The following is a 16,513-nucleotide window of genomic DNA, read 5'->3' as shown; positions in this document are numbered from 1 at the left end:
TGGGAGCGGCCAGTGACTTTCGGTGAGCAGCCGGCGTACCTGCGCGTCGCGGGTGATCTCCGCAAGAAGATCGTCGACGGCTCGCTGCCACCGCACACCCGCCTCCCCTCCCAGGCCAGGATCCGCGAGGCGTACGGAGTCTCGGACACGGTCGCCCTGGAGGCCCGCAAGGTGCTGATGGCCGAGGGCCTGGTCGAGGGGCGCTCCGGTTCGGGGACGTATGTGCGGGAGCGGCCGGTGCCGCGCCGGGTGGCCCGCTCCGGATACCGGCCGGACAGCGGCGCCACGCCGTTCCGGCAGGAGCAGGCCGACCTGTCCGCGCGCGGCACCTGGGAGTCGCACAGCGAGCAGGCCGAGGCGAGCGGGGCGATCGCCGAGCGACTCTCCATCCGGCCCGGCGACCGCGTGATGTGCACGAACTACGTGTTCCGGGACGGGGGCGAGGTGATGATGCTCTCCACGTCCTGGGAGCCTCTCGTCGTCACGGGGCGTACGCCGGTGATGCTCCCCGAGGAGGGGCCGCTCGGCGGCATGGGCGTCGTCGAGCGAATGGCGGCCATCGACGTGATCGTGGACAACGTCACGGAGGAGGTGGGCGCGCGCCCCGGCCTCGCCGAGGAACTCCTCGCGCTGGGCGGCGTCCCCGGGCATGTGGTCGTCGTCATCCAGCGCACGTACTTCGCGTCGGGCCGCCCGGTCGAGACGGCCGACGTCGTCGTACCGGCGGACCGGTATCGCGTCGCGTATCACCTGCCGGTGAAGTAGCCGCGGATGCGGCCGTAGCCAAGTGCCCTGTGTGTGAGGCCGGTTGGAATCTGGCCTTTCTCGAATGCCCTGCCCGGGGCGGAGTTCGCGCTGGCCGGGAGTCGCACGGAGGGCGGTCGACGGCGCGTTCGACGGCGTGCGCCCCTCCGTCCTGGCTGGTTGCGTACCTCTTTGTGAAAAGGCGTATTCGCAGCGTGAAGGTTAGGCGTAGGCTCGGGCATATGCGGATTGGGGTTTCGTCAGGGCGTGGAGTGCGGCGCGAGCCGGGGGCGGGAAGTGGAGGGGCTCGATGAATGACGGCACGATCACTCTTCCCTGGCTCGTCATACGCCAGGACGACAACGGCAATCGCTACCGCGTCGGCCGGTACGCGACCCGGGCCGAGGCCCAGAAGATCGCGGACAGCCTCGACGACCGCGGCCACAAGCAGCTCTACTGGGTCGAGCGAATCGGGCAGAACGGATCCAAGTAGGCTCCGCGCATGACCGAACGGATCGTGGTGGTGGGAGCCGCCCTCCAGCGCGATGGACGCCTCCTCGCCGCACGCCGCAGCGCACCCCCTGAACTGGCCGGACGCTGGGAACTGCCCGGCGGCAAGGTCGAACCCGGCGAGGCCCCCGAAGCCGCCCTTGTGCGCGAACTGCGCGAGGAGCTCGGTGTTGATGCCGAGCCCGTCGAGCGCGTCCCGGGGGAGTGGCCCCTGCGCGCGCCGTACGTCCTGCGTGTGTGGACCGCGCGACTGCGCCCCGGCTCGGGTGACCCGAAGCCCCTTGAGGACCATGACGAACTGCGCTGGCTGGCTCCGGGCGAGGTCTGGGACGTGGACTGGCTGGACCAGGACGTCCCCGCGGTGAAGGCCACGCTGCTCCGGTGGGATACGAGCGCATAGGTCCCGCCGGACGTGGCGCGGGGCGCCTCTGGTTCGGGGTGGCGTACGCCGTTCGTGCCACAGTGCGCCCACGTGTGCGGTAAGGCGCCATGGATATCGGGTATGTGCCCATTAACCCCATGAAACCGGACATGGGTGAGCTCTTGGCCTGGGAAGTGATCGGCGTGATCGACACTGAAGGCGACTGGGCCGAGTGGACCTTTCCCGCGGAGCCGGGTGCCGTCCGCACCGCCCGAGCAGTCGTCCGGGGCCAGCTGCGCACCTGGGAGCTGGACTCCCTCGGTGACGTGACCGCGTTGCTGGTCAGTGAGCTGGTGACCAACTCCCTGCGGCATGCCACCGGCCCTATCGGCGTCCGCCTGGTCAGACCCGCCGGGGTGCCGGGCGCCCTGTTGGTGGAGGTCTCCGACCCGTTGCCCGACCTGCCCCGCGAGCGGGCCGCGGACGCCGATGACGAGAGCGGGCGGGGGCTGCAGCTCGTGGCCGGTTCCTCGCGCCGCTGGGGGATGCGGCCCGGGGGCACCGGCAAAACGGTGTGGTTCGAGCTGGCGGTGCCCGGCTGAGGGTCCGTCGGGCGGGGGCGACCGATTGGTTCAGGCCAGTGGCGCGGTCCGGAGTCTGTGATTCGGAGGGGTGCCACCTGGTTAGAAGACTGGGAGTATGTCGCGGCCGGTCCAAAAACCATCGGGACCGTGCTGTGATCGTGAACACCGTGTTGTGCGGCACCGTAGTGCTGGATACTGCGGGCAGCCGCCCCCGGTGACCGGTGCCGGACGCGGTGAGCTGGAGGGGACGGTTCGCGTGAGCGAGATACCAGCGAAGGCCACGGAGTCCGAGGACCCGTCGGACGGCGCGAGGGCTGACGCCACGGTCGATTCCGCCGTGTCCGAGGCGGCGGTCGTGGCGGAGTCCGAAGCGACGGGCGACGCGACGTCCTGGGCGTCGGCCGACGCGACGCCTGACGCGACGCCTGATGTGTCGGGCGAGGCGATGGCCGCTGCGGCGGGCGAGACGGCAGCCGAGTCGACGGGCGCCGTGACCGCCGACGCGGCGGGCGGGGTAAGAGCCGATGCGGCGAGCGAGCCGCCCGCCGAAGCGGCGGCCCCGTCGATCGCCCGTCTGAAGGCCGAACCAGCGGCTGATCCGGAGGCCGAAGCGGTGCACGGCGTGACGGCCGAAGCGGTGGACGGTGCGACGGCCGAAGCGGTGGACGGTGCGACGGCCGAAGCGGTGGACGGTGCGACGGCCGAAGCGGTGCACGACGCGGTTGCCAAGGGGGCGGCCGATCCGGTGGCCGGAGCGATGGTCGAGGCGGCGGCCCGAGCGATGGTCGAGTTGGCGGCCGAACCGTCAGGCGACACGATGTGGCAGAGCAGTCCGCCCGGGTCGATATATGACTACATCAAGGTCGCCTCGTTCTCGATCGGCGCCGACGGGCTCGTCGACCAGTGGAGTCTGCGTGCCGAGCAGCTCTTCGGGATATCCGCGGAGCGCGCCCTCGGTATGGACCCCATCGAGGCGTTCTTCGCCCCCGACCAGCGCGAGCGCGGCCAGCGCAAGATGGCCGAGATCCTGGACGGCCGGGAGTGGACCGGCGTGGTCCCCTTCCGGATGCCGGCCTCCGAGGACGGCAAGAAGGGCGCCGAGGGCCTCGCCGAGGTCTATGTGATGCCCACCACGACGGAGGACGGCGAGCAGGCCGCCGTATGCATCGTCGTGGACGTCCGGACGCTCCGCCGGATCGAGACGGACCTCGCCGCCTCGCAGGCGATTTTCGGTCAATCTCCGTTCGGCTTTCTGCTGATCGACACGGACCTGCGGGTCCGCCGTGCCAACCAGCGCTTCGCCTCGGTGTTCGGCGGCGGCGTCGACGACCACCGAGGCCGCACCGTCCACGACTATCTGCCGCGCTCCGAGGCCGAGCGTGTCTCCGCGACGCTGCGCCGCGTCCTCGAAACCGGCAACTCCATCACGGACATGCACGTCACCGGCTTCGTGCCCGGCTCCGACGACCGCCGCCACTGGTCCGTCAACCTCTACCGCGTGCACAGTGGCAGCGGCCGCCCCATCGGCATCGCCTGGCTCGGAACCGACAACACCAGCCGTCGCGCCGCAGCCCGTGAAGCGGCCGCCGCGCGGCGCAATCTCGCCCTTCTGAACGAGGCGGGCGCCCGCATAGGCAACTCCCTCGACCTGGAGACCACCGCACGCGAACTCCTCGACGTCGTCGTGCCCGGTTTCTGCGACCTCGCGACCGTCGACCTCTACCAGGGCCTTCTGGCGGGCGACGAGACCCCACGGGCGCTCGCCGACGGCAGCGCGGAGTTGCGCCGGGTCGCCTTCGCCAGTGCCGTCTCCGACGCGCCGTTCATCGGCGGGCCCGCGCCCGTCGCCGTCGGCGCGGTCCACCACTACGCGTTCAACTCGCCCTGCGCGGACGCCCTGCGCACCGCCCGCCCCCGGCAGGTCCCGGCCGAGGACGGCGGCCTCATACAGTCCACGCTCGCCGTGCCGATGGTCGCGCACGACACCGTCGTAGGACTCGCGCAGTTCTCCCGTACGAAGGGCAGTGAGCCGTTCGGTGACCGCGACCGCTCGCTCGCGGTGGAGCTGGCGGCACGCGCCGCGGTCTGTATCGACAACGCCCGCCTGTACCGCCGCGAGCACGAGCGGGCGCTGATCCTGCAGCGTTCGCTGCTGCCGCCCGGCGACCCCGAGGCCTCCGGCCTGGACATCGCCTGCCGCTACCTCCCCGGAAACGCGGCCACCGAGGTCGGCGGCGACTGGTTCGACGTCATCGAACTCCCCGGTCACCGCACGGCGCTGGTCGTCGGCGACGTCATGGGCCGAGGCCTGCGCGCCGCCGTGGCGATGGGTGAACTCCGTACGGCCGTACGCACCTTGGCGCTGCTCGACCTGGAACCCGCCGAAGTGCTCTCGGCGTTGGACGAGATCGCCCGCGGCCTCGGCACCCCCGGCGGGGTGCAGCAGGCCACCCGCGCCGCCCGCCAGCCCCGTGACGCCGACCTCTCCGAGGTGTACCTCGCGACCTGCGTGTACGCGGTGTACGACTCGGTGACCAGGCGGATCACCTTCGCCAACGCCGGCCACCTGCCGCCGGTCCTGGTCGAGCCCGGCGAGAGCGCGCTGATGCTGGACGTGCCGCCCGGCATGCCGCTGGGCGTCGGCGGCGAGCCCTTCGAGGAGGTGGAGGTCGAACTGCCCGAAGGCGCGCTGTTGGCGCTCTACACGGATGGACTGGTCGAATCGCGCGACCATCCCCTCGACGAGGGTCTGCAGGCGTTCGTCGGGGCGCTGACGGACCCCTCCGCCCCCTTGGAGGACGTCTGCGACCACGTCCTCAACACCCTCGACACCCACCACGGCGAGGACGACATCGCCCTGCTGATGGCACGTGTCCAGGGGCTGCCCGAGGAGTCCGTCGGCGACTGGACACTGCCGCGTGAGCCGCGCAGCGTGGGCCGGGCCCGCGAGTACGCCCGCACCCAGCTGACCTCCTGGGGCCTGGAGCCGCTGGTCGACACCGCCGAGCTGCTGGTCAGCGAGCTCGTGACCAACGCGCTGCGCTACGGCGAGGGCGAGATCCGACTGCGGCTGCTGCTCGACCGGACGCTCGTCTGCGAGGTGTGGGACGCGGGCCTGGTCCAGCCGCGCCGCCGCCGGGCCCGGGACACGGACGAGGGGGGCCGCGGTCTGCAACTCGTCGGCCTGCTGTCCGCCGCCTGGGGCTCACGGCGTACGCCACGCGGCAAGACGGTCTGGTTCGAACTCCCGCTCCCGGACGGGGGTACGGGGCTCACGGACCCGGCGGAGGCACTACTCAGCCTGTTCTGAATCTGTTCCTGCCGGTGCCGGTGCCGGTGCCGGTGCCGGGTTCGGCGGCGGGTTCGGCGGCGGTGTCCCGTCGCCGGGCGCCGCCCTCCGGTTCCGCGTCCGCGGCCCGCCGAAGCTCGCCGCGGGAGCGCCGGGCGCGTTGCCCAGGAGGATCCCGCCGAGCACGGCGCCGCCGACTCCGGTGCCCTCGGGCCCGGCGTACGGATTGCCGTACGCCAGGACGTCCCGCTCGGCGAGCCGTTCCGTGTCCCGGGCGAGCTCGTCGGCCCGCTGGACGTCGGCGAGGGTGGGGGACGCCGGCGCGAGGTGGCGTTCCGCCTCCGCCAGCCGGGTCCGGGCCTCGCCGTCCACCGCTCCCCGGTGCGTGGTGACGAAGTCCGCCGCGAGGGCGACGGCGCTGCGGACCGGCAGCCGCGCCTCGTCGAGCAGGGCGCGGACCCGCTCGTCGGTGAGAGCGAGCGACGGGGCATCGGCCAGCGCGGCTTTGGCCCGGGCGACACGACGGAGGGCGCCGAGGGGATCGTAGGGGCCGCTCGTCATCTCCCGGCGTACCTCCGTGACCAAGGACTCGGCGTGCGCGATCCGGCCGGGCAGCGCACCGACGACGGCGCCGTCCGGAAGCCCCCGCGCCCGCGCGAGGTCGGCCTCGGCCCCGGCGAGCGCGGTGGGCAGCCGTTCGGCCGCGGAGGCGAGCTCGGCGGCCAGCCGGTCGACCCCGGCCACGAAGAGGCCCGCCTGGTCGACGGCGCCCTCGGCGGCCCGCAGAGACGCCGTGGCCTTCGCGTCCTCGCCCCGGTCGAGGGACTGCCGGGCCTGGTTGAGGTGGGTCGTGGCGAACACGAGCCGGTCCTTGGCCTGTTCGATGTGGCCCGCGACGGGCAGCGACGCGGCCGGCCCGTATCGCTCGTGCAGCTCGGCGTGTGTCGCCTCCGCGGCGGGCGTGCGCCCGGCGAGTTCCCGGAAGCGGCTCTCGGCCAGCTCCAGGGCGGCGGGCAGGGTCCGCTCCAGGGCGCGCAGCAGGTCGAACCCGGCGGCCTCCGCGTCCAGCCGCCGCCCCGCCTCCCGGCAGCGCGCGACGATCTCCTCCAGTAACTGCCGCCGGACCAGGCCGTCGTCCGGCACGGTCTCGTCCAGCCGTTGCCGCAATCGGAAGGCCTCCGCCAGCTCGGCGCGCGCGAATGCCACCGCCTCCGTGTACGGCCCGACCGCCTCGTCCCCGAACTGCGCCCCGGCCCACCCGAGTTCCTCCGCACTGGTGCGCACGCAGTCGTCCGCCTCGACGAGCGACTGCCGGGAGCGCCGGTCGAGTTCGGCGAACGGTACGGGGTGCGGGATGGCGCCGCCGGGTGTCGTACGGGTTCTCGCGCGCCGTATTCGCCGGGTGTACGTGTATGCCGCGAGTGCCCCCGCGGCGACCACCGCGATGAGGGGCAGGGCGAGATCACCGGTGGACGTCCCGTCCTGGCCGGGTGGCGCCGCCACCGCCGTGACCTGGCCGCCTTCCGACCACACCGTCGGATCCTCGGTACTCGCCCACGTGACGGACAGCACCAGCCACCCCACCGCCACCAACCCCCCGAGCACGGCATGCGTCACCCGCACGGCTATGTGGGACGTTGCTCGGCGCGACCGGTTTCGACTCAGGGGCGACGTCACATTTGGGAGCGTATGACCGCTTGCGCGGATGCGCGACCGGGGGTGTGCCGAGGCGAGGGCGCATAGGGTACGGGGGATACGGGGGCGTACGGAGGGGGTACGGGGGATGGATACGGGACGTACGGATTCGGGGCCGGAGACACAGGCGGACACCCGAACAGGTGAGTCCGGAGACGACGAGAGCCGAACGGGCGCCCCGGGGGCACCCGCGCGCCGTACCGCTCCCGCCTGGCTCCGCCGAGCCGCCCGCGCCTGGCGCCACCCCCGCCTCAGATGGCCCAAGCGCATCGCCCTCGCGCTCGTCCTCGCCCTGCTTCTGCCGGCCCTCGCCGCGGGCATCGCCCTGCGCGTCAACTACGCCGGAGACCTGGCCCCCGGCACCCAGACCAGGAACCGTGACGCCTTGTGGATGGGGCACGCCTGGGTCGACGGCCGCAAGAAGGACGCGGACGTCCATGCGCTCGCCGAGCGACTGCGCACGACCGGCATCCGGGACCTGTACGTGCACGCCGGACCGCTGGAGCACGACGGAACGCTGCCCAAGTCGGCGTATCCGAAGGCTGGTTGGCTGGTGGCGGCCGTGCACCGGGAGTTGCCCGGCGTCCGCGTCCAGGCCTGGCTGGGCGACGTGCTCGCGAGCGAGGGGCCGACCGGACTGCGCCTGGAGCGGGCGGCGACCCGGGCAGCGGTCGTCCGCTCCACCGGGCAGATCCTCGACGCCGGTTTCGACGGCGCCCACTTCGACCTGGAGCCGCTGCACTCCGACGACTCCGACTATCTCTCCCTCCTCGACGACCTGCGCCGCGTCACCCGCGCCCACGACGCCCCGCTCTCCGTCGCCGCCCACCAGATCGACCCGTTCCCGGCGGCCCACTCCATCAGGGGGCTCAGCGGACACCCCAAGTGGTGGTCCCAGGCGTACTTCGGGCAGGTCGCCCGCAGGGTCGACCAGATCGCCGTGATGACGTACGACACGGCGATGCCGCTGGAGAGCCTGTACGGCGGCTACGTCGCCCAGCAGACCTCCCTCGCCCTCGAAGTCACCCCGGAATCAACCGACTTGCTGATGGGTCTGCCCTTCTACTACGAAGACGACCTGAGCCACCACGGAGCCGCCGAGACGGTCCCGGCGGCCGTGCGCGGCACCCGCCTCGGCCTCTCCCGCACCGACCGCACCCGCGAACACTTCGGCGTCGCCCTGTACGTGGACTTCGCCGCACGGGAGAAGGACTGGACGGCATACGAGGAGGGCTGGGTCCGATGACCGTCCCCCCTGCGCGATGGCGGGTGCGGCCCTGTTCTTCGTGGGCCTGGGGCTCCTCGACGACGTAACCGTCCGGTCACTCAGATGTCATGGAACATTCGCTTTGTCGGGTGCGGCCATGTGTTGTGAACACGCTGTGAGTTCTCTACTGTCCTTCGGACGTTGCGCTCCGCTGTGCTGCCCGTCACACCCAGGGCGGGCGCACTCAGCCCCCCATGTGTGCGCAGCACTTCTTCCTATCCCTGTGAGGGTCACAGATTTATGCGAGCGCTACTCACCAACAAGGTTGCCCGGCGCGCACTGCGCCCGATCGTCGACCTCATCGACCAGCGCATCGAGCGCCAGGTCCGTCGCGCCGTCGCGGAACGCTCGGGGGGCGTGCTGCACCAGGGGACCGGCGCGCTGCCGCAGGGCGACAGCGCGCTGCAGCAGGAACTGAAGACGCTGCGCAACCGCCAGCGCCCCCTGGAGCTGTTCTTCGACGGGACCGGGCGCGGCGCGTCCCGCCTTCCGTCCGCGCCCCATCTCAACCGCACGATCAAAGAGCTGGCGCAGGTGGCCGGGGACAAGGACGACGCGGAGCGCAATGTCGCCCAAGCGTTCCGGCTGCTCATCGCCCTGGAGGCGCTCGGCGTCGGCAGGATCGCCGGCGGCACCATGAACATCGTCGGCAAGCTCGCCGCCGTACCGCTGCTCGACCCGCCGAACGACGAGATCCTGGAGATCGGCACCCTGTACGGAATGTTCGGCGCGGGCCTGATCCGCATGATGGAGCGTGCGGGACGCGACCCGAGCCTGACGATCGTCGACCCGCTCGCTGGCCTGCAGCTCCAGCCCGGCACCAGCATGGGCGGCGATGTGACGGGAACCCCCGTGCGCGAGGCCGCGGTGCGCACCAATCTCGGCCTGGCGGGCGCGGCCGGAACCGCGACCCGTATCCAGCAGGGCTTCTCCGAGGACCCCGAGGTGCGCGCCCTGGTCTCCGACCGCTCCTACGGAGTGATCATCGTCGACGGTGACCACTCCGCCGCCGGTGTCGCCGCGGATCTGGAGTGGGCCGAGAAGATCATCGCGCCCGGCGGGATCGTCGTACTGGACGACTTCGGCCACCCCAAGTGGCCGGGTATCAAAGAGGCCTTCGACAAGCACATGACCTCCGACACCCGGCTGACGTTCCTCGGCCAGGTGGCGCACTCGGGCTATCTGCGGGCGCATGCGTAGGGTGCGGGGCTCCTCAGGGTGACGCGGGCCGTCGGCGGATCTTCGACCCCAGCCACACCAGCGGGTCGTACTTGCGGTCCACGGCCCGTTCCTTCAAGGGGATCAGCGCGTTGTCCGTGATCTTGATTCCCTCGGGGCAGACCTCCGTACAGCACTTGGTGATGTTGCAGTAGCCGAGGCCGTGTTCGTCCTGGGCCGTGCGCTTGCGGTCCAGGCCGGTCTCGGCGGCCCCGTCCAGCGGGTGCATGTCCAGCTCCGCCACCCGCATCAGGAACCGGGGCCCCGCGAACGCCGGTTTGTTCTCCTCGTGGTCGCGCACCACATGACAGGTGTCCTGGCACAGGAAACACTCGATGCACTTGCGGAACTCCTGCGAGCGGTCCACATCCTCCTGCATCATGCGGTACTCGCCGGGCCCGAGGTCGGCAGGGGGGACGAAGGCGGGCACCTCCCGCGCCTTCGTGTAGTTGAAACCCACGTCCGTGACGAGGTCACGTACGACCGGGAAGGCACGCATCGGCGTGACGGTGATCGTCTCCTCGCGGGTGAACACCGACATGCGGGTCATGCACATCAGTCGCGGGCGCCCGTTGATCTCCGCCGAGCACGAACCGCACTTTCCCGCCTTGCAGTTCCAGCGGACGGCCAGGTCAGGGGCCTGGGTCGCCTGGAGGCGGTGGATGATGTCGAGCACCACCTCGCCGTCGTTCACCTCGACCGCGAAGTCCTCCAGGCCGCCGCCCTTGACATCCCCGCGCCACACCTTGAAGCGGGCCTCGTAGCTGCTCACTCGTAGAGCTCCTCTTCGGCGAGGTACTTGACCAGCTCTTCCTTCTCGAAGAGGGCGAGCAGGTCGGGGCGGATGGGTTCGGTGGTCTCGCGCGTGAGATCGATCTGGCCGTGTACGGGGTCGGTCGCCGCCAGTCCGCCGGTCGGGTCGGTCAGCCCGCACAGGAGGTTCAGGCGGCGCCAGGACCGCTCCATCGCCGGGTGGTCCTCGCGGGTGTGGCCGCCGCGCGACTCCGTACGCTCCAGGGCGGCGCGCGCCACGCATTCGCTGACCAGGAGCATGTTGCGCAGGTCCAGGGCGAGATGCCAGCCGGGGTTGAACTGACGGTGCCCCTCGACGCCGGCCCGCCGCGCGCGTACCCGCAGCTCCGCCAGCTTCTCCAGCGCCTGCTCCATCTCCCTCTCGCGACGGATGATGCCGACCAGGTCGTTCATGGTCTGCTGGAGTTCCTGGTGAAGGGTGTACGGGTTCTCCGGCGGGCGTCCGTCCTGCTCGCCCGGCGCCGGGCCCTCCGCCGAGAAGGGCCGCAGTGCCTCCGCGGCTGCCGTGTCGACCTGGATGTCGTCCACGGGCGGGCGGTCCCCGGCCAGATCGGCGGCGTACTGCGCGGCGTGCAGCCCCGCCCGCCGCCCGAACACCAGTAGGTCGGAGAGCGAGTTGCCGCCCAGCCGGTTGGAGCCGTGCATACCGCCGGCCACCTCACCGGACGCGAACAGCCCGGGCACGCCGCGCGCCGCCGCGGTGTCGGAGTCCACCGCGATGCCGCCCATCACGTAGTGACAGGTGGGCCCCACCTCCATCGCCTCCGCCGTGATGTCGACGTCCGCCAGCTCTTTGAACTGGTGGTACATGGACGGCAGTCGGCGCCGGATCACCTCGGCGGGCATCCGGGTGGAGACGTCCAGGAACACCCCGCCGTGCGGGGTGCCGCGGCCCGCCTTCACCTCCGCGTTGATGGCGCGGGCCACCTCGTCGCGGGGGAGCAGCTCGGGAGGGCGCCGGTTGTTGTCGGGGTCCTCGTACCAGCGGTCGCCCTCGTCCTCGGACTGCGCGTACTTCTCCTTGAAGACGTCGGGGATGTAGTCGAACATGAACCGCTTGCCGTCGGAGTTCCTGAGCACCCCGCCGTCGCCGCGGACGGATTCGGTGACCAGGATCCCCTTCACCGACGGGGGCCAGACCATGCCGGTCGGGTGGAACTGCACGAACTCCATGTTCAACAGGGGCGCCCCGGCCAACAGCGCGAGCGCGTGACCGTCTCCGGTGTACTCCCACGAGTTCGACGTCACCTTGAAGGACTTGCCGATGCCGCCGGTCGCGATCACGACGGAGGGCGCTTCGAGGACGAAGAAGCGGCCGCTCTCGCGCTCGTAACAGAAGGTCCCGGAGACCCGAGGGCCGTCTTTCAGGATCCGGGTGACGGTGCACTCCTGATACACCTTCAGGCGACTCTCGTAGTCACCCGTCTCTTCCATGTCCTCCTGCTGAAGGGAGACGATCTTCTGCTGGAGGGTGCGGATCAGCTCGAGCCCGGTCCGGTCGCCGACATGCGCGAGCCTCGGATACTCATGGCCGCCGAAGTTGCGCTGCGAGATCCGTCCGTCCTTCGTCCGGTCGAACAGCGCCCCCCAGGTCTCCAGCTCCCACACCCGGTCGGGGGCCTCCTGGGCGTGCAGTTCGGCCATCCGCCACTGGTTGAGGAACTTCCCGCCCCTCATGGTGTCGCGGAAGTGGACCTGCCAGTTGTCGTGCTCGTTCGCGTTGGCCATCGCCGCCGCGATGCCGCCCTCGGCCATCACCGTGTGCGCCTTGCCGAACAGCGACTTGCAGATCACGGCCGTACGGGCGCCGCGCTCCCGCGCCTCGATGGCGGCCCGGAGGCCGGCGCCACCGGCACCGACCACGACGACGTCCCACCCCTGGCGGTCCACAACCGACATCAGAAAAACCTCGGATCGTCGAAAGCACCGGACGCGAGCAGATACACGTAGAAGTCGGCGAGCGCCACGCTCACCAACGACGTCCAGGCGAGCAGCATGTGACGGGCATTCAGCTTTCCGACCCACTGCCACATCCGGTAACGCACAGGATGCTTGGAGAAGTGTTTGAGCTTCCCTCCGACGATGTGCCGGCAGGAGTGGCAGGAGAGTGTGTACGCCCAGATCAGCGTGATGTTGAGCAGGAAGACCAGGGTGCCCAGGCCCATGTGGCCCCAGTTGTAGTGCTCGTCGCGGAAGGAGAGCACGGTGTCGTACGTGAGGATCCCGGCGACGACGATCGCGGCGTAGAAGAAGTACCGGTGGATGTTCTGCAGGATCAGCGGGAAGCGGGTCTCGCCGGTGTACTTCTTGTGCGGTTCGGCGACCGCGCAGGCGGGCGGGGACGCCCAGAAGCCGCGGTAGTAGGCCTTGCGGTAGTAGTAGCAGGTCAGCCGGAAGCCGAGCGGGAAGATCAGGATGATGATCGCGGGGGAGATTCCCCACCAGCTCCCGAAGAGGTCCGCGTTCGGCCCGGCGCGCATGGTCTCGCACCGCTCGGCCAGACAGGGCGAGTAGAACGGCGAGACGTACGGGGCCGCGTAGTAGTGCGTGTCCGCGAAGGCCCGCCAGGTCGAGTAGACGATGAACGCCAGCAGGCCGGCCGCGGTGGCGGCGGGCGCGAGCCACCAGCGGTCGGTCCGCAGGTGCGGGGCGGCGATCGAGGCGCGGGTACCGGTCCGTACGCCGCCGCTGTTCAGATGGGGTTCCGTACCAGTGGCCAACTTGACACTCCGCCTTTTCAGGGCTCGGTTCGTCTCCGGGGCGCTTGATCCTGTGTCGAGCGGCCGACCGTGCTCAGCCCTCCTTCGTCGGGCCTCCGCGCTCCCCCAAGCTCTCGTCTTCGCTCGAGCAGGGGCGCCCCCATGGCCGCTCGACACAGGCGCGCCCCTTCGGCTCACTCGCCGTCGGTTCGGGCGTTCAAGGGGCGTGCCGGTCGCGGACGCCGAGTCCCTCGTCGTCCGAGTCCGTCCACAGGGCGCTGTTGTACGGGGTGTCCGGGATGGGGACGAGGCGGTCGGGCCGGCGTGGCGCGGCCGATCCCGCTGTCGGTCCCGAGGCGGCCTCTCCCAGCAGCGCGACGCTCTCGCGCAGATGGTCGGCGTCGACGCGCACCCGGCGCACGTCCAGGCCCCCGCCCAGCTGCTGTTCCAGTCGTCCCACCGACCTCGAGAGGTCCTCGAGGCAGCGCTGGACTGACATCAGGTCGTCTTGCACGGACATGACGTGACCTCACTTCCGTGGGCGGTCGAGCCCTGGGTGGCAACGTTCATGCGCCTGCGAGTGTCGCGCGTCACACCTGGTCGTGTGAAGGGATGTGCCGCGATTGGCGGATCGTGTTGCGCCGAATGCACCCTCGCGTGCGCCCTGTTCCATTTGAGCGCCGTTCGTTTTCGGTTGAGCGCCCTTCATTTCCGGGGCCCCGCAGGCCCCGTGACCCTTCGACTCGGTCGGCGCGGAGTGGGCCGGACGGGTGGCTTGCCGTCACTCCTCGCCGTGTCGTCACCGGCAGGCGAACCCTTTCCTCTTCAGTTGGCCCATAGATCTGATCAGATCCATATACCGCCAAATATACCGCCAAACGTGATCAGAACCGGCGGCCCCACCCCGGAGGTAGACGTGATCTCCCACGACGGCGTCGGACTGCGCGCGGTGATGCGCTCGGTCGCGTTCCTCACCGCGGGCGCACTCGCGGTACCCGCACTGTCCGCGTGCAGCTCGGAGGACGAGGCGGCCAAGCCCGTCGCCGCGCAGGACATCGCGCCCGCGGGCCGTGACCTGATCGCGGACGGCGGCACCTTGCGCTGGGCCGTGGACGCGGTGCCTCAGACGCTCAACACCTTCCAGGCCGACGCCGACCCCGCGACCACCCGGGTCGCCGCTGCCGTCCTGCCCGCCCTCTACCGCCTCGACGCGACGGGCCGCCCCCAGCTCAACCCCGACTATTTGGAATCGGCCGAGATCGTCGAGCGCGAGCCCAAGCAGGTGGTGCTCTACAAGCTGAACCAGCAGGCGGTCTGGAGCGACGGCCGCGAGATCGGCGCCGCCGACTTCGCCGCACAGTGGCGCGCCCTGTCCGGCAAGGACAGCGCGTACTGGACGGCCCGCAACGCCGGCTACGACCGCATCGCGAAGATCGAACGCGGCGCCAGCGACCTCGAGGTCAAGGTCACCTTCAACCGCACGTACGCCGACTGGAAGTCACTCTTCTCGCCGCTGTACCCGAAGGACGTCATGGGCACCGCGGACAGCTTCAACGACGGCGCCCGCCGCAAGCTGAAGGTCACCGCGGGCCCCTTCGCGCTGCAGAAGGTCGACGTCAAGAAAGGCGAGATCCGCCTCACCCGCAACCCGCGCTGGTGGGGCCGCCCCGCGAAACTCGCCGAGATCGATCTGCGCGCCGTCCCACGCGGCGAGCGGGCCGCCGCGCTCATCGCCGACAAGGTCGACATGGCCGAGATCGACCCGGACGAGGCCGAGCGGATCACCCTCGCCGCCCGCGACACGGGCAGTACGCCCCTTTCGGGCCCCGGCGCCGCGCTCACCCCCGAGAAGGCGCTGCGCTCGTGGGCCATCGCGCACGGCTCCGACGAGCAGGCCGCGTCCGAGGAGATCGGCGCCCGCGAGAAGCTCCGCAAGGAGATCGCGAACTACGCCGACCAGCAGGTGGCTCTGCGCGACTTCGTCGTCCGTAAGTCCCTCGAGCCCGTCTACACCCAGCTCGCCCTGAACGGCTCCGAGGGCCCGCTCGCCGACGAGCGTGTCCGCCGCGCCATCGCCCGTGCCCTCGACCGCAACGAACTGGCCAAGCTCGTACTGGGGCCGCTGGGACTGCCCGCCGTGCCGGTCGGCAGCCATCTCGCGCTCTCCGGGCAGCCGGCGTACGCCGACAACAGCGGCGCGCTCGGCGGTCAGGACACCGCGGAGGCGCAGGCGCTGCTGGCCGACGCCGGGTGGGTGCCCGGAGGGCCGGTGAAGGAACAGCAGCCGGAGGACGAGGCGGCCGGGCCGCAGGAGGAGAAGCCCGAGGGCGAGAAGGCGGACTCCGGTTCCGACGCCGACGACGACGGGACGTACATCGTCGGCGAGGACAACAAGCCCGCCGAGGCCGACCGGGAGAAGAAGAAGGACCCGAAGGACCAGTCCAAGAAGCACCGCAACCAGACGGACGAGCAGGCCGGCAAGCCCCTCGACGGCAAGGAGTACGTCCCGCGGGACACCTGGGAGGGCGGGGCCCAGGGGGCGTACGCGCCCAAGGGCACGGCCGCCCCGGCGGGCGCCGCGGCCGGTGCGCTCGCCAAGGACGGACAGCCGCTGACGCTCCGCTTCGTGCTGCCCGCGGGGCCGGGCTCCCAGTCGCTGCGCGCCGTCGCCGACCGCATCGCGCGGATGCTGGAGCGCATCGGCATCCGTACGGAGATGTCGAAGGTGTCGGACGTCAGCTACTTCAAGGACCACATCGCCTCGGGCCAGTACGACCTCGCCCTGTACTCGTGGCCCGCTTCCGCCTTCCCGGCCACCGACGCCCGCCCGATCTTCGCGAAGCCGGTCCCGGCCGCCGACGGTTCCCTCACTGTTGAGCAGAACTTCACCCGGGTCGGTACCGACCAGGTCGACCAGCTCTTCGACCAGGCCATCGCCACGCTGGACGAGGACGAGGCCCGCGCCCTGGTCCGCAAGGCCGACGCCCGTATCTGGGCCGTCGCCGGATCGATTCCGCTGTACCAGCGCCCCCAGCTCACGGCGACCCGCACGACCCTGGTCAACGCCGGCGCCTTCGGCTTCCAGACCCCGATCTACGAGGACATGGGCTTTTTGAAGAAGGGCGCGCGTTAGTCGGCCCCGTAGGGGCCGCCAGGGGCGCGGGGAACTGCGCGCTCGGCCCCCCCCGGCCCGCACACGAGAACCAACCCCATCCAGCCCCGTCCGGCCCTGTCGAGCCGCAGCGGCAGCGGCCACGTACCATGGGGTAAGGCCGTGGCGTGTTCAGCCCGGCAGGCCCCGCGCTGCGGAGGCCGTCCACTCACTCCGGGAGA

13 protein-coding genes are annotated in these 16,513 nt (G+C 71.1%); 8 read left to right on the top strand and 5 right to left on the bottom strand.

Annotated elements, in window-relative coordinates:
* Positions 1–12 precede the first annotated feature (12 nt).
* The 5 genes from AB0D57_RS11260 (at position 13) to AB0D57_RS11240 (ending at position 5,509) form a co-directional block, all read left to right on the top strand.
* Positions 13–765, top strand: coding sequence for a GntR family transcriptional regulator (locus tag AB0D57_RS11260; protein WP_362070324.1), 753 nt, complete (start codon positions 13–15; stop codon positions 763–765).
* A 289-nt stretch (positions 766–1,054) separates the two neighbouring features.
* Positions 1,055–1,237 (top strand): SPOR domain-containing protein, encoded by a 183-nt coding sequence (locus tag AB0D57_RS11255; protein WP_055618615.1) that lies wholly within the window; start codon positions 1,055–1,057, stop codon positions 1,235–1,237.
* Between the two features lie 9 nt (positions 1,238–1,246).
* A complete protein-coding gene (locus AB0D57_RS11250; protein ID WP_362070319.1) occupies positions 1,247–1,654 on the top strand; it encodes a (deoxy)nucleoside triphosphate pyrophosphohydrolase in 408 nt (135 codons plus the stop codon).
* Positions 1,655–1,785: 131 nt separating this feature from the next.
* On the top strand, positions 1,786–2,217 hold the full coding sequence (locus AB0D57_RS11245) for an ATP-binding protein (RefSeq protein WP_362070316.1): 432 nt from the start codon (positions 1,786–1,788) through the stop codon (positions 2,215–2,217).
* A gap of 196 nt (positions 2,218–2,413) precedes the next feature.
* Positions 2,414–5,509 carry a SpoIIE family protein phosphatase gene (locus tag AB0D57_RS11240; RefSeq protein WP_362070313.1) on the top strand — a complete coding sequence of 1,032 codons (3,096 nt, stop codon included), beginning with the start codon at positions 2,414–2,416 and terminating at the stop codon, positions 5,507–5,509.
* Here AB0D57_RS11240 and AB0D57_RS11235 read toward each other — a convergent pair.
* On the bottom strand, positions 5,492–7,105 hold the full coding sequence (locus tag AB0D57_RS11235; RefSeq protein WP_362070310.1) for a hypothetical protein: 1,614 nt from the start codon (positions 7,103–7,105) through the stop codon (positions 5,492–5,494). The genes AB0D57_RS11240 and AB0D57_RS11235 overlap by 18 nt on opposite strands.
* 166 nt (positions 7,106–7,271) lie before the next feature.
* Between AB0D57_RS11235 and AB0D57_RS11230 the strand changes: the two genes are divergently transcribed.
* Positions 7,272–8,429, top strand: a complete 1,158-nt coding sequence (locus AB0D57_RS11230; protein ID WP_362070307.1) for a hypothetical protein — start codon at positions 7,272–7,274, stop codon at positions 8,427–8,429.
* Positions 8,430–8,690: 261 nt separating this feature from the next.
* On the top strand, positions 8,691–9,650 hold the full coding sequence (locus AB0D57_RS11225; RefSeq protein WP_362070304.1) for a class I SAM-dependent methyltransferase: 960 nt from the start codon (positions 8,691–8,693) through the stop codon (positions 9,648–9,650).
* Positions 9,651–9,663: 13 nt separating this feature from the next.
* Here AB0D57_RS11225 and AB0D57_RS11220 read toward each other — a convergent pair whose 3' ends face one another.
* The 4 genes from AB0D57_RS11220 to AB0D57_RS11205 all read right to left on the bottom strand — a co-directional run bounded on the left by AB0D57_RS11220 (position 9,664) and on the right by AB0D57_RS11205 (position 13,700).
* Positions 9,664–10,440 (bottom strand): succinate dehydrogenase/fumarate reductase iron-sulfur subunit, encoded by a 777-nt coding sequence (locus tag AB0D57_RS11220; protein WP_362070301.1) that lies wholly within the window; start codon positions 10,438–10,440, stop codon positions 9,664–9,666.
* Positions 10,437–12,380, bottom strand: coding sequence for a fumarate reductase/succinate dehydrogenase flavoprotein subunit (locus tag AB0D57_RS11215; protein WP_362070298.1), 1,944 nt, complete (start codon positions 12,378–12,380; stop codon positions 10,437–10,439). Before AB0D57_RS11215 ends, AB0D57_RS11220 begins: the two co-directional genes overlap by 4 nt.
* A complete protein-coding gene (locus AB0D57_RS11210; protein WP_362070295.1) occupies positions 12,380–13,201 on the bottom strand; it encodes a hypothetical protein in 822 nt (273 codons plus the stop codon). The genes AB0D57_RS11215 and AB0D57_RS11210 overlap by 1 nt, the downstream gene beginning before the upstream one ends.
* Positions 13,202–13,397: 196 nt before the next feature.
* A complete protein-coding gene (locus AB0D57_RS11205; protein WP_362070292.1) occupies positions 13,398–13,700 on the bottom strand; it encodes a hypothetical protein in 303 nt (100 codons plus the stop codon).
* A 399-nt stretch (positions 13,701–14,099) separates the two neighbouring features.
* Here AB0D57_RS11205 and AB0D57_RS11200 point away from each other — a divergent pair, with 399 nt between their 5' ends.
* Positions 14,100–16,313 (top strand): ABC transporter family substrate-binding protein, encoded by a 2,214-nt coding sequence (locus AB0D57_RS11200; RefSeq protein WP_362070424.1) that lies wholly within the window; start codon positions 14,100–14,102, stop codon positions 16,311–16,313.
* Positions 16,314–16,513: the final 200 nt, after the last annotated feature.

The organism is Streptomyces sp. NPDC048275, from assembly GCF_040652275.1.
GTDB lineage: Bacteria > Actinomycetota > Actinomycetes > Streptomycetales > Streptomycetaceae > Streptomyces.
The sequence above is the reverse complement of the archived record's forward strand: the minus strand, read 5'-3'. Positions and strand labels throughout refer to the sequence as shown.

Bases quoted from the DNA above. Each gene is read 5' to 3' on its own strand.
- AB0D57_RS11245 (WP_362070316.1), top strand. From the start codon at position 1,786: ATGGGTGAGCTCTTGGCCTGGGAAGTGATCGGCGTGATCGACACTGAA.
- AB0D57_RS11255 (WP_055618615.1), top strand. From the start codon at position 1,055: ATGAATGACGGCACGATCACTCTTCCCTGGCTCGTCATACGCCAGGAC.
- AB0D57_RS11225 (WP_362070304.1), top strand. From the start codon at position 8,691: ATGCGAGCGCTACTCACCAACAAGGTTGCCCGGCGCGCACTGCGCCCG.
- AB0D57_RS11230 (WP_362070307.1), top strand. From the start codon at position 7,272: ATGGATACGGGACGTACGGATTCGGGGCCGGAGACACAGGCGGACACC.
- AB0D57_RS11250 (WP_362070319.1), top strand. From the start codon at position 1,247: ATGACCGAACGGATCGTGGTGGTGGGAGCCGCCCTCCAGCGCGATGGA.
- AB0D57_RS11205 (WP_362070292.1), bottom strand. From the start codon at position 13,700: ATGTCCGTGCAAGACGACCTGATGTCAGTCCAGCGCTGCCTCGAGGAC.
- AB0D57_RS11215 (WP_362070298.1), bottom strand. From the start codon at position 12,380: ATGTCGGTTGTGGACCGCCAGGGGTGGGACGTCGTCGTGGTCGGTGCC.